The 26,483-nt window shown below is 57.2% G+C and carries 29 protein-coding genes; 10 read left to right on the top strand and 19 right to left on the bottom strand.

Translation table 11 applies throughout. The features are described 5' to 3' along the window. The first annotated feature begins 102 nt into the window (after window positions 1–102). On the top strand, window positions 103–666 hold the full coding sequence (locus ACU6HM_RS00260) for a recombinase family protein (RefSeq protein ID WP_128831655.1): 564 nt from the start codon (window positions 103–105) through the stop codon (window positions 664–666). Between the two features lie 102 nt (window positions 667–768). Here the strand turns inward: ACU6HM_RS00260 and gspF are convergent, their stop codons facing one another. The 11 genes from gspF to gspG are packed head-to-tail and all read right to left on the bottom strand — an operon-like array spanning window position 769 to window position 10,739. Beyond that, entirely contained in the window at window positions 769–1,971 is a 1,203-nt protein-coding gene (gspF, locus tag ACU6HM_RS00255; protein WP_021446947.1) for a type II secretion system inner membrane protein GspF, read from the bottom strand. A 14-nt stretch (window positions 1,972–1,985) separates the two neighbouring features. Beyond that, window positions 1,986–3,404, bottom strand: coding sequence for a type II secretion system ATPase GspE (gene gspE, locus ACU6HM_RS00250; protein WP_009459386.1), 1,419 nt, complete (start codon window positions 3,402–3,404; stop codon window positions 1,986–1,988). Next, window positions 3,401–5,713 carry a type II secretion system secretin GspD gene (gene gspD / locus ACU6HM_RS00245; RefSeq protein ID WP_254498906.1) on the bottom strand — a complete coding sequence of 771 codons (2,313 nt, stop codon included), beginning with the start codon at window positions 5,711–5,713 and terminating at the stop codon, window positions 3,401–3,403. Before gspD ends, gspE begins: the two co-directional genes overlap by 4 nt. A gap of 13 nt (window positions 5,714–5,726) precedes the next feature. Then, window positions 5,727–6,473: a type II secretion system protein N gene (gene gspN / locus ACU6HM_RS00240; RefSeq protein WP_009460064.1), complete on the bottom strand. Its 747-nt coding sequence runs from the start codon at window positions 6,471–6,473 to the stop codon at window positions 5,727–5,729. Then, window positions 6,470–7,021 (bottom strand): type II secretion system protein GspM, encoded by a 552-nt coding sequence (gene gspM, locus ACU6HM_RS00235; protein ID WP_021446949.1) that lies wholly within the window; start codon window positions 7,019–7,021, stop codon window positions 6,470–6,472. Before gspM ends, gspN begins: the two co-directional genes overlap by 4 nt. Continuing rightward, window positions 7,018–8,004, bottom strand: coding sequence for a GspL/Epsl periplasmic domain-containing protein (locus ACU6HM_RS00230; protein ID WP_235484282.1), 987 nt, complete (start codon window positions 8,002–8,004; stop codon window positions 7,018–7,020). Before ACU6HM_RS00230 ends, gspM begins: the two co-directional genes overlap by 4 nt. Then, window positions 7,988–8,848, bottom strand: a complete 861-nt coding sequence (gene gspK, locus ACU6HM_RS00225; RefSeq protein ID WP_336971104.1) for a type II secretion system minor pseudopilin GspK — start codon at window positions 8,846–8,848, stop codon at window positions 7,988–7,990. The genes ACU6HM_RS00230 and gspK overlap by 17 nt, the downstream gene beginning before the upstream one ends. Beyond that, complete coding sequence (locus ACU6HM_RS00220; protein ID WP_446763216.1) at window positions 8,845–9,444, bottom strand: PulJ/GspJ family protein; 600 nt, start codon at window positions 9,442–9,444, stop codon at window positions 8,845–8,847. Before ACU6HM_RS00220 ends, gspK begins: the two co-directional genes overlap by 4 nt. Continuing rightward, the gene (gene gspI, locus ACU6HM_RS00215) at window positions 9,441–9,800 is read right to left on the bottom strand and encodes a type II secretion system minor pseudopilin GspI (protein WP_336971101.1); all 360 of its coding nucleotides are present in this window, start codon (window positions 9,798–9,800) and stop codon (window positions 9,441–9,443) included. The genes ACU6HM_RS00220 and gspI overlap by 4 nt, the downstream gene beginning before the upstream one ends. Then, window positions 9,797–10,267: a prepilin-type N-terminal cleavage/methylation domain-containing protein gene (locus tag ACU6HM_RS00210; RefSeq protein ID WP_009460076.1), complete on the bottom strand. Its 471-nt coding sequence runs from the start codon at window positions 10,265–10,267 to the stop codon at window positions 9,797–9,799. Before ACU6HM_RS00210 ends, gspI begins: the two co-directional genes overlap by 4 nt. 1 nt (window position 10,268) lies before the next feature. After that, window positions 10,269–10,739, bottom strand: a complete 471-nt coding sequence (gspG, locus tag ACU6HM_RS00205) for a type II secretion system major pseudopilin GspG (RefSeq protein WP_021446951.1) — start codon at window positions 10,737–10,739, stop codon at window positions 10,269–10,271. Between the two features lie 127 nt (window positions 10,740–10,866). Here gspG and ACU6HM_RS00200 point away from each other — a divergent pair, with 127 nt between their 5' ends. Both ACU6HM_RS00200 and ACU6HM_RS00195 read left to right on the top strand, forming a co-directional pair. Further along, window positions 10,867–11,307, top strand: coding sequence for a hypothetical protein (locus ACU6HM_RS00200; RefSeq protein WP_009460079.1), 441 nt, complete (start codon window positions 10,867–10,869; stop codon window positions 11,305–11,307). 55 nt (window positions 11,308–11,362) lie between these two features. Continuing rightward, a complete protein-coding gene (locus tag ACU6HM_RS00195) occupies window positions 11,363–12,496 on the top strand; it encodes an HPP family protein (protein WP_009460080.1) in 1,134 nt (377 codons plus the stop codon). A gap of 100 nt (window positions 12,497–12,596) precedes the next feature. On the opposite strand, the gene hppD is transcribed toward ACU6HM_RS00195, so the two are convergent. From hppD to aspA, 3 genes are all read right to left on the bottom strand, one after another. After that, a complete protein-coding gene (gene hppD, locus ACU6HM_RS00190; RefSeq protein WP_369327095.1) occupies window positions 12,597–13,673 on the bottom strand; it encodes a 4-hydroxyphenylpyruvate dioxygenase in 1,077 nt (358 codons plus the stop codon). Window positions 13,674–14,035: 362 nt separating this feature from the next. Continuing rightward, window positions 14,036–14,329, bottom strand: coding sequence for a hypothetical protein (locus ACU6HM_RS00185; RefSeq protein WP_439108644.1), 294 nt, complete (start codon window positions 14,327–14,329; stop codon window positions 14,036–14,038). 144 nt (window positions 14,330–14,473) lie between these two features. Then, window positions 14,474–15,892 carry an aspartate ammonia-lyase gene (gene aspA, locus ACU6HM_RS00180; protein WP_009460082.1) on the bottom strand — a complete coding sequence of 473 codons (1,419 nt, stop codon included), beginning with the start codon at window positions 15,890–15,892 and terminating at the stop codon, window positions 14,474–14,476. A gap of 840 nt (window positions 15,893–16,732) precedes the next feature. Between aspA and ACU6HM_RS00175 the strand changes: the two genes are divergently transcribed. The 6 genes from ACU6HM_RS00175 (at window position 16,733) to ACU6HM_RS00150 (ending at window position 21,173) form a co-directional block, all read left to right on the top strand. Next, window positions 16,733–17,290, top strand: coding sequence for a MarR family winged helix-turn-helix transcriptional regulator (locus ACU6HM_RS00175; RefSeq protein WP_021446953.1), 558 nt, complete (start codon window positions 16,733–16,735; stop codon window positions 17,288–17,290). A gap of 111 nt (window positions 17,291–17,401) precedes the next feature. Then, entirely contained in the window at window positions 17,402–18,004 is a 603-nt protein-coding gene (locus tag ACU6HM_RS00170; RefSeq protein ID WP_446763215.1) for a DUF2946 family protein, read from the top strand. Window positions 18,005–18,024: 20 nt separating this feature from the next. Beyond that, a complete protein-coding gene (locus ACU6HM_RS00165; RefSeq protein ID WP_009460085.1) occupies window positions 18,025–18,615 on the top strand; it encodes an NUDIX hydrolase in 591 nt (196 codons plus the stop codon). Between the two features lie 2 nt (window positions 18,616–18,617). Then, window positions 18,618–19,346: a leucyl/phenylalanyl-tRNA--protein transferase gene (gene aat, locus ACU6HM_RS00160; RefSeq protein ID WP_446763214.1), complete on the top strand. Its 729-nt coding sequence runs from the start codon at window positions 18,618–18,620 to the stop codon at window positions 19,344–19,346. 48 nt (window positions 19,347–19,394) lie between these two features. Next, a complete protein-coding gene (locus tag ACU6HM_RS00155; RefSeq protein ID WP_021446954.1) occupies window positions 19,395–20,117 on the top strand; it encodes an arginyltransferase in 723 nt (240 codons plus the stop codon). Window positions 20,118–20,138: 21 nt separating this feature from the next. After that, entirely contained in the window at window positions 20,139–21,173 is a 1,035-nt protein-coding gene (locus tag ACU6HM_RS00150; RefSeq protein ID WP_336971090.1) for a quinone-dependent dihydroorotate dehydrogenase, read from the top strand. A gap of 134 nt (window positions 21,174–21,307) precedes the next feature. On the opposite strand, the gene phaP is transcribed toward ACU6HM_RS00150, so the two are convergent. The 4 genes from phaP to ACU6HM_RS00130 all read right to left on the bottom strand — a co-directional run bounded on the left by phaP (window position 21,308) and on the right by ACU6HM_RS00130 (window position 24,640). Next, on the bottom strand, window positions 21,308–21,907 hold the full coding sequence (phaP, locus tag ACU6HM_RS00145; protein WP_009460089.1) for a TIGR01841 family phasin: 600 nt from the start codon (window positions 21,905–21,907) through the stop codon (window positions 21,308–21,310). 244 nt (window positions 21,908–22,151) lie between these two features. Further along, a complete protein-coding gene (locus tag ACU6HM_RS00140) occupies window positions 22,152–22,901 on the bottom strand; it encodes an IclR family transcriptional regulator (RefSeq protein WP_009460091.1) in 750 nt (249 codons plus the stop codon). 121 nt (window positions 22,902–23,022) lie between these two features. Continuing rightward, window positions 23,023–23,832 (bottom strand): competence/damage-inducible protein A, encoded by an 810-nt coding sequence (locus tag ACU6HM_RS00135; RefSeq protein WP_254498900.1) that lies wholly within the window; start codon window positions 23,830–23,832, stop codon window positions 23,023–23,025. Continuing rightward, window positions 23,822–24,640, bottom strand: a complete 819-nt coding sequence (locus ACU6HM_RS00130) for an EI24 domain-containing protein (protein WP_446763213.1) — start codon at window positions 24,638–24,640, stop codon at window positions 23,822–23,824. Before ACU6HM_RS00130 ends, ACU6HM_RS00135 begins: the two co-directional genes overlap by 11 nt. 73 nt (window positions 24,641–24,713) lie before the next feature. On the opposite strand from ACU6HM_RS00130, the gene ACU6HM_RS00125 reads away from it, so the two are divergent. Next, window positions 24,714–25,103: a thioredoxin family protein gene (locus ACU6HM_RS00125; protein ID WP_009460093.1), complete on the top strand. Its 390-nt coding sequence runs from the start codon at window positions 24,714–24,716 to the stop codon at window positions 25,101–25,103. Here the strand turns inward: ACU6HM_RS00125 and ACU6HM_RS00120 are convergent. Beyond that, window positions 25,083–26,459: a DEAD/DEAH box helicase gene (locus ACU6HM_RS00120; protein ID WP_031232711.1), complete on the bottom strand. Its 1,377-nt coding sequence runs from the start codon at window positions 26,457–26,459 to the stop codon at window positions 25,083–25,085. The genes ACU6HM_RS00125 and ACU6HM_RS00120 overlap by 21 nt on opposite strands. Between the last annotated feature and the right edge of the window lie 24 nt (window positions 26,460–26,483).

Below are 26,483 nucleotides of genomic sequence, written 5' to 3'. Positions count from 1 at the left end.
AACATTCCACTGGACCATCTTGGGTTTACTAACATCGATTGCACTGAGATGTGGTCGAGTGGGAGGGGGGAGGCTGCGCTTTGCGCTAGGAAGATGGGTACTATGAGTAAGAAATATGGATATGCACGCGTTTCAACACAGGATCAAAACCTGGACCTACAGATCGCGGCTTTACAAAAGGTGAATTGTGATCATATCTATACGGATAGAGGGATATCAGGGGCTAAAGCAACACGTCCAGGATTGAATCATCTGCAGCGAAAACTGAAATCGGGTGACACGCTTATTGTCTGGCGTCTGGATAGGCTGGGCCGATCACTACGCTATTTGGTCGACACGATCGATCGTTTAGGCAAAGAGAATATCCATTTCATTTCCTTGACGGAAAATATAGACACGACAACATCGGGTGGTAGATTGCTGTTTCATATGATGGCCGCCCTGGCTGAGTTTGAACGCTCGCTGATTAGCGAACGCACTCGCGCAGGAATGGCAGCAGCGCGTGCCAATGGCAGGCCACTAGGCAGACGCCCTGCCTTATCACCCGCCCAACACAAAGAAGCACTTATTGCGCTGACCAATCAAGTTCCGCTGGACATCGTTGCCAAAAAATATGACGTGCATCCCAGGACAATCCGCCGCATCAAGGCCACGGCCTCGACATAGCTGGCTCAACGCAAGTGACTTAAGTATTAGTCAGCATTGCCGCCAGACAACTAGGTGGCGGCAATGATCTGTAGAGGAACAGGGCAAGCACCCTACCGCCTTTTACTGCACCAGCTGATTCATCTCGATAATTGGCAGCATCACTGCCAGAACAATCAACAGCACCAAACCGCCCATCAGCAAAATCATCAAAGGTTCCAGCAAGGCGGTCATGGTCAGGGCTTTGCGCTCCAGCTCGGTTGATAAGGTCGTCGCAGCCCGATCCAGCATGGGCGCCAGCTCACCGGTTTTTTCACCGCTGGCAATCAGTTGGACTAACAGCGGCGGGAACAAGGCACTACGCTGCAAGGCGGTCGCCAAAGGCAGACCCTCACGCACATGGATGGCGGCCTGATTCACGGCACCGCGCAAGGCCAGATTGGACACAGTACGCCCGGCCGCTTCCAATGCCGTTAGCAAGGCCACATTGCTGCCAGCCAGAATAGCTAACGTGGCAGCGAAGCGAGCGGTATCCACGCCCAGCAAGTAGCCTCCCAGAACAGGCACGCTTAACAGACGCCGATGAAAGGCCAGCTTCAAGGCCGGCTGTCGCAGCAAAAAAGCCACCAGGCCAGCCGCCAGCAAGAGCACAACAAATAACACCAGGCCCCATTCACGCAGCAAATCACTGGCGCTGATCATGACCCGAGTCAGCATGGGCAGTTGCTGTTTGGCTTGGGTGAAAGCACCGACCACTTGCGGGACGACGTAGCTCAGCAAAAACACCACCATCGCCACGGAAATCAGGCTGACGATGGCTGGGTAGATAAAAGCCGTCAGCACCTTGCCGCGCAAGGCTCCACTGTCCTCAATGAAACTCGCCAGACGGTCCAGCACTTGTTCCAGCTCGCCAGACTGCTCCCCTGCCCGCACCAATGCTCGGTAGATCTCAGGGAAGTCGCGCGGATGATTCGCCAAGGCTTCACTCAAGCTTTGTCCTGCCCGAATATCCGCACGCAGGGCTGCCAGCAATTGCACCAAAGGCCGACGAGTCGCCTGCTCAATCACCACGCCCAGGCTGGCCTCCAGAGACAAGCCCGCCGCCACCAGACTGGCTAACTGTCGGGTCAGCCAGGATAACTCGGTACGACGCAGGCCCGCACTGCGAGCACGGGCAGCGGCTCGGCTACGGCCCGCCTTCAGGGAAACTGTCAGCAGACCCCGGGACAGTAATTGCTGACGCGCCAGCCGTTCGCTCTCGGCCTCCAGCACACCCCGCTCGCTGCGTCCGGCCTGGTCCACCGCCTCATAATGATAAGTACCCATGCTCTTTCGCCCCCTTATAACTCGCGCGTGACGCGCAATACTTCTTCAGGGGTACTGATGCCCTGCTCTACCCAACGCTGGGCATCCTCGCGCAAACTACGCATACCCGATTCACGCGCGGCCTGACGCAAGGCAGGTTCGGCTCCGGCAGCATTCAACAAGTGCTGGGCACGTTCATCGATGCGATACAGCTCGTGAATCCCGGTACGGCCTTGATAACCCGTGTGAGCGCAATGCTCGCAACCAGCAGGACTGGCCCGATACTGCCCGTGCTCGGCAGGCTGACGACAATGTCGGCACAGCTTGCGTATCAGCCGCTGGGCCAGCACGCCACGCAAGGTAGACGCCAGCAAAAAAGGCTCCACACCCATATCGACCAAGCGAGTCGCGGCGGACACGGCATCGTTGGTGTGCAAGGTGGCCAGCACCAGGTGACCTGTCAAAGAAGCCTGCACCGCAATCTGCGCGGTTTCCAGATCCCGAATTTCCCCGATCATGATGATGTCCGGGTCCTGTCGCAATATGGCACGCAAGGCACGTGCAAAGCTCAACTCAATACGGGGATTGACCTGCGTCTGGCCTACGCCGGGCAAGTCATATTCAATCGGATCTTCCACCGTCAGCACATTGCTGCGGGCTGTATCGACACGGCCCAGAGCGGCATACAAGGTGGTGGTTTTACCGCTGCCGGTAGGCCCGGTAACCAGCACAATGCCGTGTGGTTGATGAATCAGCTCATCGAGCTGAGCCAGGATGTCCGGGGCCATGCCCAGACGCTCCAGCTCCAGTTGCCCGGCTGACTTGTCCAGCAAACGCATCACGGCACGTTCGCCATGTCCGGTAGGCAGAATCGAGACACGCAGGTCCAAGGCCCTGCCCCCCACTTTCAGGGCAATACGGCCATCTTGGGGCAGGCGTTTTTCGGCAATATCCAGGCTGGCCATAATCTTGATGCGGGACACCAAAGCACCATGCAAGGCTCGACGCGGGCTGACGATATCGCGCAAACGGCCGTCCACCCGGTAACGCACGACCGAATGGGTTTCATAAGGCTCCAGGTGTATATCACTGGCACCGTCCCGCACCGCCTGGGTGAACAAGGCGTTGATCATGCGGATGACCGGCGCATCGTCCTGATTTTCCAGCAAGTCGGTGACAGCGGGCAGTTCCTGCATCAGGCGATCCAGGTCCACCTCATTGGCAGCCGCATCCACCACGCTGGCGGCATCGTCGCCCTGTGCGTAACTGGCATCAATCAGGGTATCCAGCTCCGCATCCGGAACTTGCCGCTCGTCCAGCTCGGGATAGCGTCGCCGCAATTCCACCAAGGCCCAATCCGGTGTACGCTCGCTAATCACCAGCGTGCCCACGCCTTGCTGCTGCGTCAGCACCGCACGGTGCTGACGTGCCCAGGAGTACGGCAGGCGGGTCATAGCGTCTCTCGCAGGTCCACGGCTCCGGACGAGCCTGCGGCCTGTGGCAACACCATGTGTCCCGCATCCGGGTGGAACCAGGTGGAGCGATCGGGCAAGCCTGTCTGCACGGCACGCATGTAGTTGTAGCGGTCCAAAGACAGGCTTTGGCTATCTTGGGCATTACGCACAATATGAGGGCGCAGGAACACCATCAAATTGGTTTTGGTACGCTTGCGTTTCTCGTATTTGAAGAGGTTGCCCACCAACGGAATATCGCCCAGCAAGGGAACCGATTGCTGACCATCCTCAATCGAGTCTTCCAATAAGCCGCCCAGCACAATAATCTGCCCATCATCGACCAGAACATTGGTACTAAGCGCACGTTTACGCGTGACAGGCGCGCTGGGCGATACCGACGTAGTAGGGTCCAGGCTGCTGACCTCCTGGTACAGAGCCATCTTGACGGTCCCACCTTCGGAAATCTGCGGACGCACTTTCAGGGTCAGGCCCACATCCTCGCGCTGAATGGTCTGAAAGGGATTACTGGCCCCATCACCCGTGGTCGTGTACTGCCCCGTCACAAAGGGCACGGTACGGCCCACCATGATGCTGGCTTCTTCGTTATCGAGCGTCATCAGGTTGGGTGTGGACAGAATATTGATGCCGCCCTGGCGCTCCATCGCCCGGGCCAGGACGCCCAGATTGACAATCTGCTGGCCCAGCACGTTCACCGTGCCTTTGACCACGCCCAGACTTAAACCCGCCGCCAAAGAATCCAGCGTGGTCACCCCGGCCTTGTTAATCCCGCTGCCGCCCAGATTGGCGCCCCCGACAAAACCTGAACCTCCATCGGCAATATTGCCACCGCCTGTCATCCACTGGATGCCAAACTCGGCCGCATTCTCCGCATTCACCTCCACAATCAGGCTCTCGACCAGCACTTGAGCGCGACGTTGATCCAGTTGATCGATCACTTCACGCAAGCTGCGGTAAACCGGATCAGGGGCCGAAATGATCAGCGTATTCGTGGATGGATCAGCCTGCACAGTGGCACCGCCAGCGCTAAAGGCCACGGTGCCGCTAGCATTGTTTGCGGCGCTCAAACCCATCTCGGCCTGAGGCTGCTGCTTGGCGGTGGCCGACGTGTCCATGGCTTTGGCACCGCCGGTGGTGCTGGCGTTGGCGGCGGGTGCCAGGCTATTGCTGTTCGCCTGTTGATTCCCGGTACTCGCGTTCCCCGAAGGCGCTTGCCCAGTCAAGGCCCCCCGCAGCACTTCAGCCAGCTGCACCGCCTGAGCATTGCGCAGATAGACCACATGCAAATTGCCTTTATTGCTTTCCGGGCTGTCAATACGCCGGATCAGGTCACGGGCCAGATCCAGCCGGGCCGGACTGCCTGCCCGCACCAGAACCGAGTTGCTGCGCGGGTCGGCCACCACCGTAATGCGCTGCGCCACATCGTTGCCGGGCGTATCGAGCATTTGCGAGGCCAGGGCTGCCACATCCAGGGCCACGCCGTAGTCAATCGGGATAATGTCCGTGTTCAAGCCTGCGGGGGTATCGATCCCCGCAATGACCTGAGCGATGCGGTCCAGATTGTCACCGTAATCGGTCACCACCAGCGTGTTGTTGGACGGGTAGGCATTGATGGGATTATTGGGCGAAATCATCGGCCGCAGCACCGGAACCAAGGCGGTCGCATTTTCATAACGCAAGGTAAACACCCTCGTTTCCAGCTCGCCGCTGCCACTGGCCCCGGTACCGGCCGCCCGCACTGCACCGCCCTGCTGGCGCGCTTCAGCTTCAGGGACCACCCGACTGACCTTGCCACTACGCAACACGGCAAACCCTTGCATGCGCAGGGCAGACAACAGCATCTCGTAGGCGGTACGGGCATCGACCGGTACTTCGGACACCAAAGTCAGCTGTCCTTTTACGCGAGGGTCCACGATGAAGTTCTGGCCGGTAAAACGGGCCAAGGCAGCTACAACCCCATCCAGCTCGGCATCCACAAAATTCAGTGTGATGTCGTTGCCTTGCGGGAACTCGGCCGGATCGGGCAAGTCGATCGGAGCAGCACTGCCCCCGACACGCTGCGGGACCCGACGCGTCACAGCCGGAGGCGACGTATTGCTATTGGCAAAGCGCGGGTCAGCCTGAGTGCTACGAACAGGCGTCTTGCCTACCGAGGCAAAAAACGAAGAAGGATCGGGGCCGGGTTCAGGCTTCTGACCATTGCTCGCACAGGCGCTCAACAGCACGGCTGCACCCAGGCTTAAAAGGAAGCGAGGCCGCAGCCCATGAGGTCGTTTAGTCAAGGTACTCATAGTCAAAATATCGTTATTCCTGCTTGCTAGTCGTTGTGGCTATTTGCCATTGGGTCACACCCTGACGCTGAGGCCCCAAGGCCTCCAGTAACTCTTTGAATCGTTGATCGTCGGCTTGTTTGGCTTGGGCGCGTCCTTCAAACAGCCCACCATCCGGCCCCCACTGACCTTGACCTGCCAAGGTCAAATCCCCCGCCAAGGTACGCAGGCTTAACTGCACGCCCTGACCCTTGCGGCTGACTGCCAATTGGTAATCACCCAGCTCGGCCTGGGCTGCCAGCGCGGAGCGTGCATTACGCCAATCCAGTTCCAGCAACGGCCCGGTTTCAGCGGCCAGAGCCTGACTGGGCCAGCGCAGCTGCAATTGCCCTTGCGGTTGCACGGTCTGCAACAAAGGATGTAAACGTCCTAACAGCGCGGCGGGAGCGGTCAGGCTTTGGCCCGAAATACGCCAACCTTGCAGGCTGGCCTGCAGGCGCACAGGCTGATCCAACCAGCCATGGCTCAACTCCATTTGCGGCCAGGGTGCCAAACGCCAACGCCAGCTGACAGGACCAGGAACGGTGCGGGCCAACAGACCCGAACCCACTACCAGCAAGCCTTGACCGGAGGCCAGGCTGCCATGGGCGGTTTCCAGCCGTAGCGGCAACTGCTCGGGCTGCCAGGCCAGCATCATGCGGGCAGGCAGAAAGGGCACGGCGGCCAGCAGCAGAGACAGCGCCAGCAAAACCCACCCCATGATCTTGGTCAGCTTTTTCATGAAGGCTCTCCTGCACGCAGCACAATGCGGCCATCCAGCAGACCGGCGCGTTCACGGCTATCGACCACAGAGCGACTCATGCTGACTTCCTGCACGGCAAAGCCCAGCACGCGAGGGGCGTGCATCAGCCAATCTATCAAGGCAGGAGCGGCCACGGCCTGGCAGACCAGAACACGTTGCTCGGCCTGTGACTGCTCTGTCTGACACTGGGTACCCAAGGTCTGCAAGCTGCGCTGCAACGCCTTGTCTTGCCCTTGTCCATCCACAGGCGCGACCAGCTCTTTATCCAGAACCTGAATTTGCGACAGCACGGTTTGCAGTTGCGCCATCTCGTATTGCAGACGAGGCAGCTCCTGTTTTGCCAAGGCCAGATCACGAATGGCAGGACGTAAGAGCAACAACCACAGAAACATCAAAACCAGCAAAGCGCCCAATACCGACAAGGCCAATTGATCCCGACGGCCCAAGGCTTGCCAGTACTGTCTTGCCAGGGCGAGCTTGCTTTGTACGGTCAGCCATACAGGCTGGAGTGCGGTGAATTTGCTCATTGCGGCGCCCCCTGCTGGCTGGCTGCTTGCGCTGCTTTGCTGAAACCAATTTCCCATTGGCGGGCAGACTCGCCCTGCTTCCACTCCAGATCCGATTCAGCCGGCAAAGGCTGCGCGGCCAGTTCGCTAGCCAGCGTCAAATGCAATTGCTGATCTTTGAAACTCAATGCCCGCACCTGTCCTTGCAAAGCAGGCCACTGCACGGCGCTGGCCATCAATAAACGATCAAAGGGAGCCGAGGCCGGGCTTTTCTCGGTCAGCAAACCATCACGATGCTGTCTGGCCTGCGTCAAGGGCGCGACGATAACGGGCAGGTGTGGCAAGGCTTGCCGAACCGCCTGCTCCATCTGGGTCTGTACCTGTTTCATCTGGGATCGCAACGATTGCGCCTGCTGCTGCAAGACCAAGGTCCAGCTCAAGATGGCGGCCAAAGTCCACCACAGGCTTTGTCGTAGCACGCTGTTTCCGCCACTGGCGGCCATCTCCGGCATCAGCAAGGAGCAGGCGGGTACGGTCAAGGTTTGGCCCTGGCCCTGCCTGTCTTGCTCATGGCCATCGGACCAGGCATAAACCCCGCTCAACGGCAGTCCCAACTGACGCGCCTGCTCCCCCAAAGCCAGCAAAGGCTGGCGCTCCGTCCAGGCCAATTGACTCATCCCGGACGGCCCCGGTGCCGAACAGGCCACCCACACCTGTTCGATAGGACTCAAGCACATAGGCTCGACCGCACTACTCGCCACAGCCTGCCGCCGCGAGGCGCTGACCGAGGGAATACGCGCTTCCGTCACCGTCGCCATCCCTGCAGGCAGGACCAGTTCCAAAGAGCGGGCCAGGCCCTTGAACTCCTGCACCTCTCCCCGCCCACGGCGCAATACCCTGGCGCGCTTGTCCCGCAGCACAAAGTCCACCGGCTGATCCAGCCTTGGCGGAGAGTCCAAATAAATACGCAGCACTTTGCTCATCACTTCAACGAATCCAGACAATCCGGCTGCGGTCCGCGGCCCTGTTGATCAGGGCCTGGGTCGCCACCCGGCTATGGTCAAGTCGTAACTCGCCACTTAATAAAAACCATTCACTGCGCACGCTCAGCGTTTGCCCCTTCAGCGCCTCCTGACGTTGGAGGCGGGCCTGCACATCGGCCTGATCCCGAAACCACTGGCCCCGGTCGCGCTGCTCCAAGAGGCCACGCCATTCCACCAGGCTGACGGAAGGCTGCACTGCCGCCAGCACCTGGGCACTGGCGGTATTCACATTCACGGATTTGGCTTGCGGCAAATAGCTCAGATATGGCTCCAGTTGCTTGGCCTGTTGCTCTGCATTGGGAAAGAAGTCCTGCAAATGAGAGGGCCAAGGCGCTTGCCCGGCCTGTGCCCGCTCCAATCGCTGGGCCAGCTCCAAAGCCAAAGAGGGTTCCTGCTGCACATTGCCCAGCAATTGTTCCAATGCCTGTACATAGCGGGCCTGAATGCGACCATCGCGCAGCAATAAAGCCAGATTGAATTTGCCCTGCTCATCCTGGATATAGCCGGAGAAGTAAGCCGCACGGGTCTTGTCCGGAGTCTCTATCTTCAGCTCGCTCAGGGCCTGTGCCCACAGTCCACCTTTGTGCGTCACAGCCGAGCGCTGCGAGTCCAGACGCAAGACCAGCACAGCCCAATCCAGCGCACCGCGCAGCAACCAGTTGGCCTGCATGTAATCGCGCTCGCTGGCCAACTGGGTTGCCAGCCCACTTTGACGCTGGACGATGCCCATGGTGGCAATGGACACCGCCATCACGACCACCAGCGCATTGATCACCGCCATGCCTTGTTGAGATGCCCGATTCATAGCAGCATCACCACTTTGCGATACGGGTGCTCCTGCCCTTCCAACTGCACTGTCAGTTCTATGCCTGTAGCGGCTGCCCTGGCTTGATCGGGCCACGGCCAGCTTTGCCAGCCACGCGCCGGAATCCAGATACGCAAGTTCCAGGCGGTGACCTGCTCCAGCACATCTTGCAAAGGGCCCAACTCGGGCAAGGGGTAAACCGTTCCTGCCTGGGCAATAGCCCGTTGCAACACGCCTTGCTGCAAACGCCATTGAATCTGCTGGGTTCCCGCTCCGGCTTCGGCGCGACGTTCAATCATCAGGATGGCCGGGCCTTCGCCCTTGGCTTGCCAGCGAATACTGGCTGGCAATACCGCCATCGCCCCCGTCGGATCCGCGGGACCTGGTGCGGTGGGCAGATGCAACTCCAGATCCCGGCCCATTTGGGACAAGACATTGAACAAGGCCTGGGTCTGGCGCGCCTGTCGGCCAAGCTGCTCATCCGCGTGCAAGACCGCATCCAGGCCACGCCAGGACATCAGGCTGATCAAGGCCATGATGGTCAGGGCAACCAACATTTCCACCAAAGTGAAGCCTTCCTGGCTCGCGTCTGTCATGGCAAGGACGCCAAGGTCGCGTGCAACTCGGCCAGCACGGGGCCTTGGGGCAAGAAAGCTTGTACCGTTACCTGACGAAAGAAGCGATTGGCCGTGGCCTGCACGGTTTGCTTGCACTGCAAGTTCAAGGCCCCCTGACGACAAGGCACAACGGTTTCACCCGGATCGGGAAACAGGCGGCGCAGCCGCATCTCGGCCACCACACCATCGGCTGCCAACAGAGCCAGGCTGCGTTCATGCATGGCCTGGCTACCAGAGGCGCTAAGGCCCAGTGCGCGCAATCCGGCGGTCAAGGCCACCGAGACGATCGCCAGCGCAATCAATACTTCAATCAAACTCATGCCACGCTCTGTCATGACTGCACATCAAAACGGCCCGTCGGGTCGCTGCGTAAATGCAGGACCTCGTGACCATCATCCAGCTCCAGCTGACGCGGCGCGGACAACCATTCATTCACAAAAACCCACGGTCCCGCCGGCTCCAGGCGCACACGCACTGATTCCAAAGTCCAGGATCGTTGGGGAAACAATTGGGCAAAACGGGCCTGATCGCGCAGCCAGCCCGGAGTGGGGCTGGCACCATCCGTAGCGTCCGGGATCAAGCTGAAGCGATAGCCCTGCTGATCCGCACTCCAGGCGACGCTACGCCCGCTTTCACGCACATAGCTTTGCAGCTCGGCCAGACGCAGAGCCAGTTGACGGGCTTCTCGCTGTATTCCGTGATCCCGGTCCAGCACCAGCACGCTTAAACCCGCGCTGCTGACAATGCCCACGATCAGCAAGACCACCAGGGTCTCGATCAAGGAAAAGCCCCGCTGAGCCACATCAGTCCCAATTGCCTATATCGGCATCACTGCCCGACCCACCGGCCTGCCCATCCGCCCCCAGCGAGAACACATCAATCTCGCCATGAACGCCGGGTTGCAGATACTGGTACGGATTGCCCCAAGGGTCGTTGGGCAGGCGGTCCATATAAGGACGCCAGTTGCGTGGCTCGGGAGGCTGGGTGGGACGCTGGTGCAGTGCCGCCAGACCTTGAGCGGTACTGGGGTAACGGCCGTTATCCAGGCGGTACAGCTTCAGGGCCTGTGTCAGGGCAGCAATGTCCTGACGAGCGGCGACGGCACGTGCCTGATCGGGACGGTCCATCAGACTGGGGACGACCAGGGCGGCCATAATGCCCATGATGACCACCACCACCATGACCTCAATCAGAGAAAAACCTTGTTGAGCGCGGGACTGAACAGAGCCGGCCAAACGGCGTGCCGGACGGCGAGATAAAGTAGATCGAGACATGAAGGAAATAAGCTACCCAAAAAAACCCAAGCTCTTGTCATACGGGCTTCATGCAGCACACGCACACTAAGAGCCCTTAAGACAGCCATCTCGGCCGTCTGCCAAAGCACTATGCGATGCAGTCTAAATGGGTATTATTTCCGCCATATTTCCGTCACATCTTTGGTTGCGTCTGTGTCAGGCCGGTATCGCTCTGGCCCTGATCAATTTGCTGATCAACCTGTTCCTGCCCTCGGATGGGACCATTGCGCCGGTACTGGAAGAAGACCACCGCGAACAGATCAGCACGCAGCAAATTGCGCAGTGGTTTGGAGGCAGCACCGCGCTGCCCGAGTTGCGTTTGCATGGCATGATCGTAAGCGGCCAGTCGGGGGCAGCCCTGCTCAGCATCAATCAACAGCCGGTACGTGCGTATCGCCCTGGCCAGGAGCTGGCACCGGGTGTGCTGCTGGATTCGCTGCAACGCGAACACATTGTGATTACGGTAGATGCCGTGCCTCAACAAATCGCCACCGAGCGCAAAGGCCCCGCCATCATTCCCGGTATCCAGCAAGGGGCTAAGCCCTGAATTGAAGAGTTAGCAGTATGATTTAAAGCTGTCTTTCTTCTTCACCCTGGTGGGTATGCCTGCTTTACTTCGTCACTGGTTTGACAGCCTGCGCCCCAAGTCGCTGGCCATTGCACGCCCTGAAATGCTGCGTGCCACGCTAGGCGCCACGCTTAGCGTGTTGTTGGTTTCCTCTCTTAGCCTGTACCTGTCGGATTTTGCACATACGCATCATTGGTTGGTGGCGTCCCTGGCTGCCAGCGCCTTGCTGATTTTTCTGGTGCCAAGCAGCCCGTTGGCACAGCCCTGGAACATATTGCTGGGCAATCTGGTGGGCGCACTCACAGGCATTACCTGCGCGGTGCTGCTCCCTCATCCGATTGCTGCCATTACGATGGCCGTCTGCGTTGCCATGCCCATCATGCTGGCCCTGCGCTGCGTGCATCCGCCCAGTCTGGCAATGGCGGTCTTTCCCGCTCTGAATGGTATTCAGAACTACGACTTCGTCCTGTTTCCGGTGCTGTTTGACTCCTGCGTGCTGATCCTTCTGGGCATGCTGTACAACCGCCTGACCGGTGTGGCTTATCCGCCGGTACATAAACCCGCAACACGTCCGGCCGCCACACCAGCCCGCTTTACGGACCAGGATTACGATGCGGCTTTAAGCCACTACAACCAGACTCTGAACATCAGCCACGATGATCTGGAAAAGCTGGTCAGCTATGTGCACCAGTCTGCCTTCCGACGCAATCTGGGCACACGCCGCTGCTCCACCCTGATGAATGATGCGCCTCTGTCCTGCCTGGTCAGTACGCCCTTGCAGCAGGCCTGGGACATGATGCGCGAGCGCAAGATCAAGGCCTTGCCCGTGCTGGATCAGAACAAGCACGTGATTGGTATCCTGGCCCTGTCGGACTTCTTGCAACGCGCCGGACTGGATCAGCCGGATAATCTGCGCCAGCGACTCAAGCGCTTCTTGAGCCCCCGACAGCGTGCAGCCCCCACAGTAGCCGAGATCATGACTGCGCCTGCCGTTACCGCCAACGCAAACTGGTCGGTGGCAGAGCTGATTCCCTTGTTCAGCCAGGGCCGCCACCGTCACATGCCTGTGGTCAATGACCATAAAGAGTTGGTAGGCATGATTACCCAATCTGACCTGATGCTGGAGCTGTTCAGAATCCTGCAGCCACCACGCGGCAAGCAGGACTGAATATATAGATTCAGCCCAAAAAAAAATCCCCACTGTTTGCCATCGCCAAACAGTGGGGACAGATCAGCACCCGTGCGTCCAGCACAGGCGCAGAACCTTGTTACTCGGCCTGCAAGACACCACGGCGCAACTGATCGCGCTCGATGGATTCAAACAAGGCCTTGAAGTTGCCTTCACCAAAACCATCATCGCCCTTGCGCTGAATGAACTCGAAGAACACGGGGCCCATCAAGGTTTCAGAGAAAATCTGCAGCAAGAGACGGCGGTGGCCACCTTCCGATGTGCCGTCCAGCAAAATGCCACGGCTTTGCAGTTCTGCGGTGGGTTCACCGTGTGCAGGCAGGCGGCCTTCCAGCATCTCGTAATAGGTTTGTGGCGGTGCGGTCATAAAGCGCATGCCCATGGCCTTGAGCTTGTCCCAGGAGGCGATCAGATCGTCGGTCAGGAAAGCCACGTGCTGAATGCCTTCACCATTGAACTGCATCAGGAATTCTTCGATCTGGCCCGAGCCCTTGGCAGATTCCTCGTTCAGGGGAATGCGGATTTTGCCATCGGGGGCGGTCATGGCCTTGGACGTCAGGCCGGTATATTCACCCTTGATGTCGAAGTAGCGAATCTCACGGAAGTTGAACAGGTGCTCATAGAACTGGGCCCAGTAAGCCATGCGGCCGCGATACACGTTATGGGTCAGGTGATCGATTTCTTTCAGGCCCGCGCCCACGGGATGACGATCCACGCCGTCCAGGTAAACGAAATCAATATCGTAGATGGAGTTGCCTTCACCAAAACGGTCGATCAGGTACAGAGGGGCACCACCAATACCCTTGATGGCAGGCAGACGCAGTTCCATCGGTCCGGTAGGAATCTCGACAGGCTGGGCACCCAGTTCCAGCGCGCGCTCGTAGGCCTTTTGCGCATCGCGCACGCGGAACGCCATGCCGCAGGCCGAAGGGCCATGCTCGGCGGCGAAGTAAGCCGCGTGGCTCTTGGGCTCTTCATTCAGGATCAGGTTGATCTCGCCCTGGCGATACAGGGACACTTTCTTGGAGCGGTGTACCGCCACTTTGGTGAACCCCATCATCTCGAAGACAGGTTCCATCACACCAGGCTGGGGAGCGGCAAATTCGATGAACTCAAAGCCCATCAGGCCCATTGGATTTTCAAACAAGTCAGTCATAGCAGACTCCAGTTGCAATCAGGTAATCAAAGATGGCGTAAAAACGCCTTGAAACTTGGGCTCAAGCCTTGCAGGGGGGCGCGCAGGATACCCCACGCACACTGCGTGCCAAGTGATCACCAAACAACAATTGAAATCCCAGAAACTTCACAGGCTCTGCTCCAGTGGGCGGGAAGCCGAAATGCATTCCCATCGCCGACATTTATTATCAGGTAAACAGGCCTTTTTTCGATATAGAGCATTACCCTAGAGGCTTCAACCACCTGCTCTAGCGCGCCAGCAGCTGTGGCACGGACGAGACCAGCATGGCAATGCCGGACAGGGGCAGCAGACTTAAAACAATGGCCCGAAACGTGCTTTGGCTAATGCCCACATACAGGCGCGCGCCCGCCAGCACAGGGATCAGCACAGCCAGCATCATCAGTCCTATAGACTGGCAACAGGATCTGCCAATAAGAGGTACGCCGCCGGGTGAAGGCGGCAATCATCTGCCCTGTCCAGGCACCGCATACCGCCAGCACCGCAGCCAGTTGAGGCTCCAGAAACCAGGCCCAGCAGGACATGGCCACCATGCCAAAGGCAAAGCCCGACAAACCCTGCACAAAACCCGCCACAATGGCGCCAACAGCCACCGCCCAGTAAACCGATTCCATCATCCCCCGCTGCTCCTTGCCTGTAGACAAGCGACAGTATCTCTCTTTACGAATCGAGCGGACAGAAAAAAGCCCCCACAATGGAGGCTTCCCAAACTGTTACCGGCGTCGGCCAAGACTGGCCAATCAGGCCTGGTTCAGATTGGTTCAGGCTGGGTCAGCAGCACGCAGATCACGAGGTTGGATCAGCGATTCGGCACGCAACACGTCATTCAGGGTCTCGGCATCCATCAAACCACGCTTGAGAACCACGTCACGAATATTGGTACCTGTCTGGAAGGCTTCGGCGGCAACCGAGGTAGCAGCTTTGTAACCGATGAACGGGTTCAAGGCGGTGACCAGGGAAATGGAACGCTCGATATTGCTTTCCAGGCATTCACGGTTGGCAGTGATACCTACCACGCAGAACTGGGTCAGCGTGTCGCAAGCATTGCTCAACAAAGCCATGCTACGCAACAGGGAGTGAATAATCACAGGCTCAAACGCGTTCAGCTGCAACTGACCGGCTTCAGCAGCCATGGTCACGGTCATGTCGGCACCAATCACTTCAAAGGCAACCTGGTTGACCACTTCAGGGATCACGGGGTTGACTTTACCGGGCATGATGGACGAACCAGCTTGCACGGCGGGCAGACAAATTTCACCCATACCAGCACGAGGGCCACTGGAGAGCAGACGCAAGTCGTTGGACAGCTTGGACAGCTTGACGGCAGCGCGCTTCAACACACCCGACAGGTGCAGGAAACCGCCGCAATCCTGAGTGGCTTCGATCAAATCGTCAGAGACACGCAGTTGAACACCGGATAGATCGGACAAGGCAGCCACAGCCAGCTGAGCATACTCAGGGTGAGCCGTAATGCCGGTACCAATAGCCGTACCGCCCAGATTCACGTCACACATCAGCTTGCGCGATTCTTTCAGACGCACGATGTCTTCGTTGATCATGGTGGCAAAGGCGTTGAACTCCTGACCCAGGGTCATGGGCACAGCATCTTGCAACTGAGTGCGGCCAATCTTCATGTACGAGGAGAATTCCTCGGACTTTTTCAGGAAGGCGTCGCGCAGACGTTCCATGGCGGCAAACAGCGGGTCCAGCGAACGGTAGGCAGCCAGGTGCAAAGCCGTTGGATAGACATCGTTGGTGCTTTGGGCCATGTTCACATCTTCATTGGGGTGAAGATACTGGTACTCGCCGCGCTTGTGCCCCATATGTTCCAAGGCCAGGTTACAAATAACCTCGTTGGCATTCATATTGGTCGAGGTACCTGCGCCGCCCTGAATCATGTCTACCACAAAATGCTCATGGCACTTGCCCGCTTGTACGGCCTGACATGCAGCCACAATGGCGTCGTGCTTATCCTGCTCCAGCAAACCCAGTTTGAAATTGGCCTGAGCAGCTGCCTGCTTGACCAGCGCCAGAGCATTAATCAGTTCCGGGTAAGTTGAAATAGGCGTACCGGTAATGTGGAAATTCTCCTTGGCACGCAAGGTATGAACACCATAATAGACTTCATCGGGGACTTGGCGGTCTCCCAGCAAATCATGTTCGATACGGAACTGACTCATAATTCCTTCGTTTCCTTAATAACGATAGCAAGACTTTTTTGATACGCCTCATACTCAATCCCGGACTACAAACGGAACAAAGCCCTACCATTTCTTGCGAACTTGGCAGGGGCTCGGGGACATGCTGGCAAATACCGCTAATAAGCTTTGGATAATGCTTGTATCCAATTCCGGAAAGCAAAGGCCCGTAAAAAACGGGCCTCTATTGCAATCCGCCAAGCGGGGTGAATGATCCAACCGCCTTTTTTGAAGGCATCGTCGAGCTCGGGAAGCGCTTTGAACATTGTAAACGCCGAGCGCTCACATGCACGTCGTTTTGCGGTTTTTCTTGAGTTGGGCCGCCTTGTCTTCCTGACTGACAGTTGAAAACTCGCTTAATTTAGCGGTGTATCTCCGATATAGCTCGCTCATCATGTCTGTAACAAGAGTCTGGCGCTTTGGACACGAGCGTTGCGCGCTTGCATCATTTTGATGCGTTCAAGCCATAAGACTCACAGCACAGGATCAAAAATCATCCCATGCTGCCCGGATAGGAAGTCCGGAAACCTTGCAGTTTGAGAAAAAAAGGAAGGCAAAAGAGTATACACAGGCTTTACGACTATTCTGTAAACCCATAGCCGCTTATACTGAAAAAAATTGACCTTATTTTACTAAATGAAAATTCCTAATCAATAAAAGATGTTTAAATCAGTAAAAATGGAATTAAAAAATAAGATAAATTTCCACATTAAAAGTAGCGGCTCAGTAATAAAAGAAAGCAAACCCGTTTTTATTGGGTTTTATTGATTCTTTCTAAATAACTACTGCTCTTTGCCGCGCACTCCTTAACGGCACAGCACTATGAAATTACTCGATCTGAAATATCAAACTATCCTGAGCGAATCCCAACGCCAGGCCCACCCTAAAACCGAGGATATCGAACTGTGTTTACGCGTTCTGTCGCTGGCCTCCAGCATTAATCGCGCTTCCAGCTCTGTTCTGAACGAATTTGGTCTGTCCGAAGGACGTCTGGTTCTGCTGTTCTTGCTTAGCCGCCAACCCTCTGGCCTGAGCCCCGCGCTATTGGCAGAACAAGCTGGCGTGACCCGCGCCACCATCACCGGCCTGCTCGACGGGCTGGAACAGCAGCAATTGCTGGTACGCCAGAACAATACCTCGGACCGCCGCGTGCTCACTGTTAAACTCACCGAGGCCGGACAAGAGTTGTGCGAGCACCTGCTGCCCTATTACATCGAGTGGCTATCGGGCGTATTTAGTCATGTGCCCCAAGACGTGCGCGAACGCTTGTCCAATTTGTTATCCAAAGCCCTGCAAGGCAACGACACACCGGAAATCAAAGTTGAAAAGCCTCTTTCGCACACCATCCCCGGAACCATGCAGCGCAGTTATATGGCTTAAGACACAAACTCGCCTTGCCCCAGGGTCGACCTTGTCGTCGGCCCTACACCGTCAAGGGTGGCAACCGTATCGGTGCCACCCTTTGTTTTCGTCCCTGCAAGGCTGAAACTTATGGATGCTGCTGTTATGGATGCCATGAAAAAATGGCCCAATGTACCCGCTGTCAGCGGGTATATCTCTTTGGATCAGTCTGGTCATTGGCGTCATCACCCGGCTGGCGATGCTAACCAGCACCCAGGGAAAGTGGGCGAGCGCATTGCCCACCAGGGTTTGTTGGCATTTTTCAACCGCAATTATCAGGCGGATGAACAAGGCCGCTGGTTTATCCAGAATGGTCCGCAACGTGTTTATGTCCGTCTGGACGCGGCCCCACTGATTGTTTCCCTGGCCCAGGATCAAGCCCATTTGCAAGACCATACTGGCCGACCTGTTGAAACTATTCAGGCCTGGTACATCAGCGCTGAGGGCAAGCTCTATTTGCGCAGCTCCGCAGGCCCGGCCTTGTTGGCGGGCCGTGATGTTCCTGCCATGCTGGAACAGTTACGCACAGACCAACACGGCCTGGAGAGTCTGGATCTGGAGCAAGCCCAGCGCAGCGAAGGCTGGTCCTTGCCCGCTTACCCACAAGCCTGTTCCCTGACAGTCTGGTCGTCCTGCGTGTCGCCCGCCGAGGAATTGGCGTATATTGTTTTGCCAGAGCCCGATCCCATTTGAACCGCCATCACAGAATCTGCATGACCCAGCCATCCGCCTCTTTCTATTTCCCCGCCCCACGCACGCAAAACTTCTGCAATCAATGTGGCAGCAAATTGACACGCCTGGTGCCCCCGGACGATAACCGCATGCGTGATGTCTGCGAAAATTGCGGCGCGGTGCACTACCAGAATCCCCGCAATGTGGTCGGTATTGTGCCCATGTGGAAGGACGATCAGGTCTTGCTGTGCCGTCGCGCTATCGAGCCGCGCTACAACACCTGGACCTTGCCCGCCGGTTTCATGGAGCTGGGCGAAACGCTGGGGCAAGGCGCCTTGCGTGAAATGGGCGAGGAAGCGGGTGCGCAAGTCGAACCCGGCCCGCTCTTTACCGTTATCAGCGTACCTTACGCTGAACAAGTTCACGTGTACTACTTGGCCAAAGTCATCAGCGACGTGCTGGACCCCGGTCCGGAGTCCCTGGAAGCCCGCTTCTTCCACCTGGACGACATCCCTTGGGACAACCTGGCTTTTCGCACCGTAACCGCCACCCTGGAGCGTTACGTCGAAGACCACAAGGCAGGCCGCTTCCAGATTCACGAATTTGATATCGCCCCCCGCGACCACGGCTGATCATGTCGCTTGTATGGGTCGCTCCTGATCAGGCCCTGCCCAGCCCTGAACACGCCAGCCCCGAAGGGCTGGTGGCTGCCGGTCTGGATTTAAGCGTTCCACGCCTCCTGGAAGCCTATAGCCAGGGCATGTTTCCCTGGTACAGCCCTGGCGACCCGGTTCTGTGGTGGTCTCCTGATCCGCGCATGGTGCTGGAGGTCGATCAATTCAAGATTTCCCGCTCCCTGGGCAAAAAACTGCGCCAGATTGCACGGCAGCAAGATCAGGACGACGCCCCTGTCCGTGTCACCTGCGATCTGGCCTTTGAGCAAGTTATAGGCCAATGCGCCGCCCAACGTAGTGCGACCGGCACCTGGATCAGCCCGGATATTGAGCAGGTCTATACAGATTTGCACCACAGTGGCTACGCCCACAGCGTAGAAACCTGGATGGGCAGCAAGCTGGTCGGCGGTTTGTATGGGGTGAATCTGGGCCGCTTTTTCTTTGGCGAATCCATGTTTGCCTTGCAAACCGATGCCAGCAAGATCGCCCTGGCCCATCTGGTGGAGTTCCTGAAGTTCGCGGGCATCCCGTATATAGACTGCCAGCAAGAGACATCGCATCTGGCCAGTCTGGGTGCCAGCCCCATCCCCCGGAAAGACTTTATGGCTGCCCTGGCCTGGGCCAAAGATCAACCCAGCCCGGTCTGGCCGCGCGGGGCGTTGCAACTAGGCCTGCCCCCAACTTGCTAGGCTGGCGCGAGCATCCCATAATGGCTCTATCACGCTTGGCAGAGTCGCATGAATTATCCCAAAGCACCCAGTCCCCAAACGCTGCAATTCTATTCCACGGCCAGCTATCGTTGCAGTTACCTGCCAGAACAACAGGCACGCTCGCTGGTTGCCGCTCCTGCTCACCTGATTAACGACACGGTTTACTCCAAGCTGGTCCAGCAAGGCTTTCGACGCAGCGGCACCTTCACCTATCGCCCCTATTGCGACCAGTGCCGCGCTTGCCTGCCCCTGCGTTGTGACACCCTGCATTTTCAGCCTGACCGTGCCCAGCGCCGTGCCAAAAAACGCCACGGCAATCTGGTCGTACAAGACCTGCCCCTGCACTGGAATGCCGAACACTACGAGCTGTACCGCCGTTACCAGGCCAGTCGCCACCCCGGCGCCGGCATGGACGAGGACGACCAGTCCCAGTACGCCCAGTTTCTGCTGGCCAGCCATGTCACTTCGCGCCTGCTGGAGTTTCGTGAACCCGACGGTACCTTGAAAATTGTGGCCGTCATCGACGTGCTGCAAGACGGGCTTTCCGCTGTCTATACCTTTTTTGATCCCGACGACACCGGCAGTCTGGGCACCTACGCCGTGCTCTGGCAGTTGGACTATTGCCGTCAACAATCCCTGCCCTGGCTCTATTTAGGCTACTGGATCGAAGAAAGCCGTAAAATGGCCTACAAAACCCGCTTTCGCCCCTACCAGCTCCTGATGAAAGGTCGTTGGGAATGGCTGGCTTAACGTCCTCTTTTATCGATCCCCATGTCTGCCCTATTCAGCCTTTATCCCTTGGCTCGCCGGGTGCTGTTCAGTCTGGATGCTGAACACGCTCACGAACTGACTCTGAAATCCCTGCATTGCGCCCACCAAACTCCTATTTTGGGCAGTTTGCTGAAAGACCTGCCCAGCAAGCCTCTGGAACTGATGGGTTTGAAGCTGCGCAATCCTGTGGGTCTGGCCGCAGGCCTGGATAAGAATGGCGCGCATATTGATGCCCTGGGCGCACTGGGCTTTGGTTTTGTCGAAGTTGGCACAGTGACCCCGAAAGCGCAGCCCGGCAATCCCAAACCACGCCTGTTCCGCTTGCCTGAAGCCAATAGCCTGATCAATCGCTTTGGCTTTAACAACCACGGCCTGGATACCTTTATTGAAAATGTGCGCAAAAGCCAGTTCCGCTCGCAAGGCGGCATTTTGGGTCTGAACATTGGCAAGAACGCGACTACCCCCATTGAGCAGGCTGATCAGGACTATCTGACGTGTCTGCGTGCGGTCTACCCCCACGCCGATTACGTCACTGTGAATATCTCCTCACCCAACACGCAAAACCTGCGTGCCTTGCAGGCTCAGGATGAACTGGCTCGTCTGCTCGGTTCCTTGCAAGCGCTACGTACGGAATTGGCACAAGAGCACCAACGCTACGTGCCCATTGTGGTGAAAATCGCTCCTGACCTGGATCAATCACAAATTGATGCCATTGCGGACACGGTTCCATCGCAAGGTCTGGACGGCATTATTGCCACCAATACCACCTTGTCGCGCGATGCCGTACAGGGTTTGCGCCACGGCCAGGAGCAAGGCGGTTTGTCCGGTCCACCAGTGCACGAATTATCCTTGAACGTCATTCGTCGTCTGCGCGAGCAACTAGGCCCCGACTTCCCTATTATTGGTGTTGGCGGTATTGAATCTGGCCGTCAGGCTCAGGAAAAGATCCAGGCCGGAGCCCAGGCGGTACAGCTGTATACCGGCTTGATTTACAAAGGCCCGGCCCTGATTTCCGAGTGCATTCGCGCCCTGTAAAACGCATCGTGCCCGCGTAACGCGGGCACTAGCACCCTGAAGCACGTTCACTATTGGCACTGCACGCAAGAAAAAAGCCAGCTCAATGAGCTGGCTTTTTCTTTAGCGCCTGATTAAATCAGACAAGCAAAAACTTACTTCTTGCTGGTAGCAGCAGTCGCAGCAGCGGCAGCGGCTTCAACCGTTTTGTTGCTGGCTTCGGTGACTTGAGCAGCAGCTTTCAGGCTGGCGTTGGTGGCAGCCTGGATGTTGCTTTCAGCAGCATCAGCAGCTTGGCGAGCAGCCTTGACAACGGTTTCAGCAGCGTTGGAAGCCGTGGCGAAGGAAGACTTCAGCAAAGCAACAGCGCTTTCGGTACCGGTAGGCGCATTTTTGGCCAGCTGGTCGATAGCGTCAGCGGCGTGCTGTTGACCTTGAGCCAGTTGAGCTTCAGCGATACGCGACAGGTTCAGTTGCAGATCGGAGAAGATGTCGTAAACGCTTTTGCCGTATTCCAGAGCCTGGGCAGCATTAGGCTTGGCCACGCTTTGCGACAGGGCCACAACGTCTTGCACGTCTTTGGCGTTGATAACTTGCTGGGATTGGCCAGCCGCTTGTTCCAGCGAGCTGCGCAGCAGATTCAGGTTCAGACCAACCAGTTTTTCAAAGCCTTGCAGCAATTGACCTTGAGCAGCGAACAGGTTGTTCAAAGTAGCTTGTTGGGATTCCAGTACGTTTTGTGGAATAGCACTCATGATGTTTTCCTTGGAGATACGTGGCCTGGGTCAAGCCAGCGTGAAATTAGTGTCAGTGTTACTAGACAAGGGTCTGAAGAAGGCCCGGCCCATTCGCAACTACGCAAGGCAAACCTTCTATGTTGCACCGCAACAATTCAACTTTAAGCGCTATCCAAAACAAAGTCAACGTAATTTGTTGCGCTGCAACAAAACCGTCATGGACTTGTAATCAAGACTGGAAAAACAACACTAAAACACAGACTTAACGCTGTTTGTCGTATCCCAGCGTTTCGGAAATTTTAGCGGCGGTATTCAGCAAAACGGGAATCCAGTCGTCGTGCAAACGCTCGGCCGGAGCAGATAAAGACAGACCGGCCAAAAGCTTGCCGGTGTCGTCATACACACCAGCCGCAATACAGCGCACACCCATCTCCAGCTCCTCGTTATCGCGGGCATAGCCCAGACGACGAACTTGCGCCAATTCGCGCTCCAGCAATTCCAGTTGAGTAATGCTGTTACGGGTAGCACCGGCCAAGCCGGTACGCATGACGTAGGCCCGCACCTGACGCGGTTCCCAGGAAGCCAGAAACAGCTTGCCGGTCGAGGTCAAATGCAAAGGTGCATGGCCACCAATGGCGCGCACCACCTGCATACCCGAGCTCTCGCTCCAGGAACGTTCCACATAGACAATCTCATCGCCCTGCTGCAAGGACAGATTCACCGTTTGTCCGGTGTACTTGTGCAGCTCGCGCATGGGGCCCAGGGAAGCCGCACGCACATTCAGACGGCCTTTAACCAGGGAGCCCAGCTCCAGCAAACGCATGCCCAGTCGGTATAAACCGCTGTCCACGCGCTCCACATAACGCCCCACTACCAGATCGTTCAGGATACGGTGAGTGGTTGAGGTATGCAGGCCAGTTGCAGCCGCCAGATTCTTCAATGCCACTGGCTCAGATTGCTTGGCCAGTTCGTCCAATAGAATCATGGCGCGTTCCAGAACCTGGATCGACATCTGACCACCATTGTTTGACGACGCGCCTGAGGGCGTAAAGGAATTTGTTGTCATTATTAGGAGAATTATGATGCAACGCAACAAATTCCATAATATGAAATGGTCGCGCGCTTGGCAAGCGCTATTTTAGCGCAGGGCTCAAGCTCCCACCCAAGTCCAGCACCTGCTGGCGCAAATAGGCCAAGGCCTCTGCCGCTGGCTCCGGCTCCCCTTTAACGCCCAGATCAATATGTGGCTGTCCGCCCGCTTCCCCCACGCTGGGCAGGCTAAACGCTTTCACACCTGGCCAATTTAGCTCTACATGCTCCATGGCCGGCGTAATACGCGACTCTGGCAAGTTAAAGGCCAGGAAAGAGTGTTCGACTCGATGAGCCAGATGGTGCAGTTCCCGATAGCGAGTATCCAGCGTCCACTCCATCATGGGCCAGGCCATCACAGGAAAACCCGGCATGAAGGTGTGATTGTGAATGAAAAAACCGGGAATCTTGTTGTAGACGTTGGGCACAATTTCGGCACCCACCGGGAACACACCCATCTGCAGGCGCTGCTGGTTCTCGGGCAAGGACATATCCGCACTACCCACGCCATTACGCTCATTTTCAGCACAGCGCTCAGCAATCAAGGCTGCGGCCTCGGGATGCAGCCTCAGCTCCACACCCAAAGCCTTGGCCGCCGCCTGGCGGGTTTGATCATCCGGTGTCGCACCAATCCCACCACAGCAAAACACAATATCCGGCGTCGCAAAACTGCGCTCCAGGGTGGCGGCAATCGTATCCAGGTCATCAGGGATGATCTGGGCGCCTCCCAGCTGCAAGCCCCTGGCCCCCAGCAGCTCGATCAGTTTTGAAAAGTGTTTATCGTAGCGACGTCCCGACAGGATTTCGTCGCCAATAATAATCAGACGAATAATGGCTTGATCCTTAGTTGTCATGGTCAATAAGCGTAGTAGAAGCCGCTGCTGCCTCGTGCTGGCGCAGGCGACGAAGGTTTTCCAAAGAGAAGTGGGCAAACACCAGAGCCGAGAACACAGGCAAGACCAGCCAGGCCGGTGGAATCAGGTTCAAAAGGGCAAAGATCAGACCGATCAACCAGTACTGGCTATTCAGACGGGACCACAGATATTTGCGCTCTTGCACATTCGCGTGCTCAACCAGGGAATCCACCCGCAACATGCGCGTCAGGGCAAAAACCCACCACAGCACGGGCAAAATCAGCGCAAAAGGAGGAAAAATCCATAACGGCAAGGTGACCAGCCAACCCACTACAAACAAGGTTCCCACCCACACCGCGTTCCAGACGCTGTAGACCGTGGCATTGTGGCCTTGCTTGATCAGATCGGGATAGTCTTTCTGCTGCAAATGGCCCAGGACCAAAGGCATGACCAGCACAGCGGCAATAATCAGGCCCAACACACCGGCCAGAGGCAACAAAATGCCTAAAGCCAACAAGGGCGCCAGATACACTTTCAGCGAGAACAGGCCCAAGCCCACCAACCACTGATCCATGGATTCAAAGGCATTCCAGCCCCCCAGCAGCTCCAGCAACCAGGTCTGAATAGGGGTCCACAATAGCCAGCTCAGTAAAATCAGGCCCACAAACATGATCAGGAAAGGCATGACCAGGGCCACCAGCATGCGTGGCTGAAATTGCGACACCAAAGAACGCTTGAAGGCGATGGAGATGCTGGCCCAACCGCCAGCAGGGCCCGATCGCGATGGGGCAGACGAAGATACGGACATACTGCTCCTGCTAAGCAAAATCGATTACCCGAGTATCATAGACACAGTCGCTTCTTTTTGTCTGTATGAAATTATGGCCTTGTTCAACGCCCAACACGATCTGACCGCCCTGGCGGCCCACCTGCAAGCCGAACCCGATGCTTTGTTGATTGCCTGTTTCTGCGCCGAATGGTGCAAAACCTGTCAGCAGTATCAACCCGCTTTTGAGGCTTTGGCCACACAGTTTCCCCAGGCTTGCCTGATCTGGATTGATATTGAAGAGCAGCCCGAGCTAGTGGGCGATGAAGATATTGAAGATTTCCCCACGCTGCTGATCCAGAACGAAAATGGGACCGTTTTCTACGGTCCCATGCTGCCTCATATCGAACATCTGGAGCGTCTGGTGCACAGCATCTCCGAACGCAGCCCGGTCGTTGATGCCGGGCCTGGGGATTTGCGCGCCTTAGTAGCGGCCGCCGCCTAACAGCACACCCACCGAACGCTTGCGCGTTGTATTGGAAGGAGTCGTCACCGCTGGCTTGGGCGCAGCAGCGGTCGATGGCTCGTAAGGCTTGAGGAAAAATTCATCCACGGGTGGCGTGTTCGACTGATACGAACGACGCTCGCCACGCTCGTGACGGTTGGAACCGGAACGGGACGAGGAGGCAGCCGCTGGCAGATCCAGCTTCAGACGTGGCACAGACGTGCCAATCAGCTTCTCAATTTCTTGCAGCAAATGCTCTTCATCAGGAGCCATCAGGGCAATGGCTTCACCCGAGGCGCCAGCACGACCAGTACGGCCAATACGGTGCACGTAGTCTTCAGCGTTGTACGGCAAGTCCACGTTGATCACGCAAGGCATACCGGCCACGTCCAGACCGCGGGCGGCCACATCAGTTGCTACCAACACATCCACACTGCCGCTCTTGAAGGCGTCCAGTACCTTCATGCGCTCCAGCTGGCTTTTATTGCCGTGGATGGATTCCGCCTTGATGCCTTCACGCTCCAGATAGCGGGCCAGTTGACCAGCACCAATCTTGGTATTGGAAAAGACGATAGTCTGGGTCAGCTTCTTGGTCTTGATCAGATGCGCCACGGCACGACGCTTCTCGTCCGCCGACATGGGGTACACCACCTGGGTGACTGTCGATGCGGTCGCGTTACGGGCAGCCACTTCGATCTCGACCGGATCATTCAGGAAGTTGCGGGCCAGCTTGCGGATTTCCTTGCTGAACGTCGCCGAGAACAACAGGCCCTGACGATTCTTGGGCAGCAAGGACACAATACGGTCCAGATCGGGCAGGAAGCCCATATCCAGCATGCGATCAGCTTCATCCAGCACCAGAATGCTGACCTGGCTCAAGTTGATCGTGCGCTGATCAATGTGATCAAGCAGACGACCTGGGGTGGCGATGACAATTTCAACACCACGGCGCAGGGCTTCTTTTTGCGGACCAATATCCACACCACCGAACACCACCGTCGAGCGCAAGGGGACCGATTTGCTGTAGAGCGCAATGCTCTCGGCCACCTGGTCGGCCAGCTCGCGTGTTGGTGTCAACACCAAAGCCCGCACCGGGTGGCGGGCGGGCGAAGCGCTGGTCGTGGCGTGCGCCATCAGACGATTCAGGATAGGCAAGGAAAAGGCTGCCGTCTTACCTGTACCCGTCTGGGCTGCCCCCATGACATCACGGCCGGCCAGCACCACGGGAATCGCCTCGGCCTGAATAGGCGTAGGCTTGGAATATCCCGCCTCGGTAACGGCGCTTAATATTCCAGGGTGCAGACCGAAATCAGCAAACGTAAGGTCATTGGGGGTCGAAGGAGTTTTATCTGTCATGTACGCAAAAAGTCGGCTTGCCAC

The sequence above is a fragment of the Alcaligenes sp. RM2 genome (genome assembly GCF_052931795.1).
The sequence above is the reverse complement of the archived record's forward strand: the minus strand, read 5'-3'. Positions and strand labels throughout refer to the sequence as shown.

Bases quoted from the DNA above. Each gene is read 5' to 3' on its own strand.
- ACU6HM_RS00260 (WP_128831655.1), top strand. From the start codon at position 103: ATGAGTAAGAAATATGGATATGCACGCGTTTCAACACAGGATCAAAAC.
- gspF (WP_021446947.1), bottom strand. From the start codon at position 1,971: ATGGGTACTTATCATTATGAGGCGGTGGACCAGGCCGGACGCAGCGAG.
- gspE (WP_009459386.1), bottom strand. From the start codon at position 3,404: ATGACCCGCCTGCCGTACTCCTGGGCACGTCAGCACCGTGCGGTGCTG.
- gspD (WP_254498906.1), bottom strand. From the start codon at position 5,713: ATGAGTACCTTGACTAAACGACCTCATGGGCTGCGGCCTCGCTTCCTT.
- gspN (WP_009460064.1), bottom strand. From the start codon at position 6,473: ATGAAAAAGCTGACCAAGATCATGGGGTGGGTTTTGCTGGCGCTGTCT.
- gspM (WP_021446949.1), bottom strand. From the start codon at position 7,021: ATGAGCAAATTCACCGCACTCCAGCCTGTATGGCTGACCGTACAAAGC.
- gspK (WP_336971104.1), bottom strand. From the start codon at position 8,848: ATGAATCGGGCATCTCAACAAGGCATGGCGGTGATCAATGCGCTGGTG.
- ACU6HM_RS00220 (WP_446763216.1), bottom strand. From the start codon at position 9,444: ATGACAGACGCGAGCCAGGAAGGCTTCACTTTGGTGGAAATGTTGGTT.
- gspI (WP_336971101.1), bottom strand. From the start codon at position 9,800: ATGACAGAGCGTGGCATGAGTTTGATTGAAGTATTGATTGCGCTGGCG.
- gspG (WP_021446951.1), bottom strand. From the start codon at position 10,739: ATGTCTCGATCTACTTTATCTCGCCGTCCGGCACGCCGTTTGGCCGGC.
- ACU6HM_RS00200 (WP_009460079.1), top strand. From the start codon at position 10,867: ATGGGTATTATTTCCGCCATATTTCCGTCACATCTTTGGTTGCGTCTG.
- ACU6HM_RS00195 (WP_009460080.1), top strand. From the start codon at position 11,363: ATGCCTGCTTTACTTCGTCACTGGTTTGACAGCCTGCGCCCCAAGTCG.
- hppD (WP_369327095.1), bottom strand. From the start codon at position 13,673: ATGACTGACTTGTTTGAAAATCCAATGGGCCTGATGGGCTTTGAGTTC.
- ACU6HM_RS00185 (WP_439108644.1), bottom strand. From the start codon at position 14,329: ATGATGGAATCGGTTTACTGGGCGGTGGCTGTTGGCGCCATTGTGGCG.
- aspA (WP_009460082.1), bottom strand. From the start codon at position 15,892: ATGAGTCAGTTCCGTATCGAACATGATTTGCTGGGAGACCGCCAAGTC.
- ACU6HM_RS00175 (WP_021446953.1), top strand. From the start codon at position 16,733: ATGAAATTACTCGATCTGAAATATCAAACTATCCTGAGCGAATCCCAA.
- ACU6HM_RS00170 (WP_446763215.1), top strand. From the start codon at position 17,402: ATGGATGCTGCTGTTATGGATGCCATGAAAAAATGGCCCAATGTACCC.
- ACU6HM_RS00165 (WP_009460085.1), top strand. From the start codon at position 18,025: ATGACCCAGCCATCCGCCTCTTTCTATTTCCCCGCCCCACGCACGCAA.
- aat (WP_446763214.1), top strand. From the start codon at position 18,618: ATGTCGCTTGTATGGGTCGCTCCTGATCAGGCCCTGCCCAGCCCTGAA.
- ACU6HM_RS00155 (WP_021446954.1), top strand. From the start codon at position 19,395: ATGAATTATCCCAAAGCACCCAGTCCCCAAACGCTGCAATTCTATTCC.
- ACU6HM_RS00150 (WP_336971090.1), top strand. From the start codon at position 20,139: ATGTCTGCCCTATTCAGCCTTTATCCCTTGGCTCGCCGGGTGCTGTTC.
- phaP (WP_009460089.1), bottom strand. From the start codon at position 21,907: ATGAGTGCTATTCCACAAAACGTACTGGAATCCCAACAAGCTACTTTG.
- ACU6HM_RS00140 (WP_009460091.1), bottom strand. From the start codon at position 22,901: ATGTCGATCCAGGTTCTGGAACGCGCCATGATTCTATTGGACGAACTG.
- ACU6HM_RS00135 (WP_254498900.1), bottom strand. From the start codon at position 23,832: ATGACAACTAAGGATCAAGCCATTATTCGTCTGATTATTATTGGCGAC.
- ACU6HM_RS00130 (WP_446763213.1), bottom strand. From the start codon at position 24,640: ATGTCCGTATCTTCGTCTGCCCCATCGCGATCGGGCCCTGCTGGCGGT.
- ACU6HM_RS00125 (WP_009460093.1), top strand. From the start codon at position 24,714: ATGGCCTTGTTCAACGCCCAACACGATCTGACCGCCCTGGCGGCCCAC.
- ACU6HM_RS00120 (WP_031232711.1), bottom strand. From the start codon at position 26,459: ATGACAGATAAAACTCCTTCGACCCCCAATGACCTTACGTTTGCTGAT.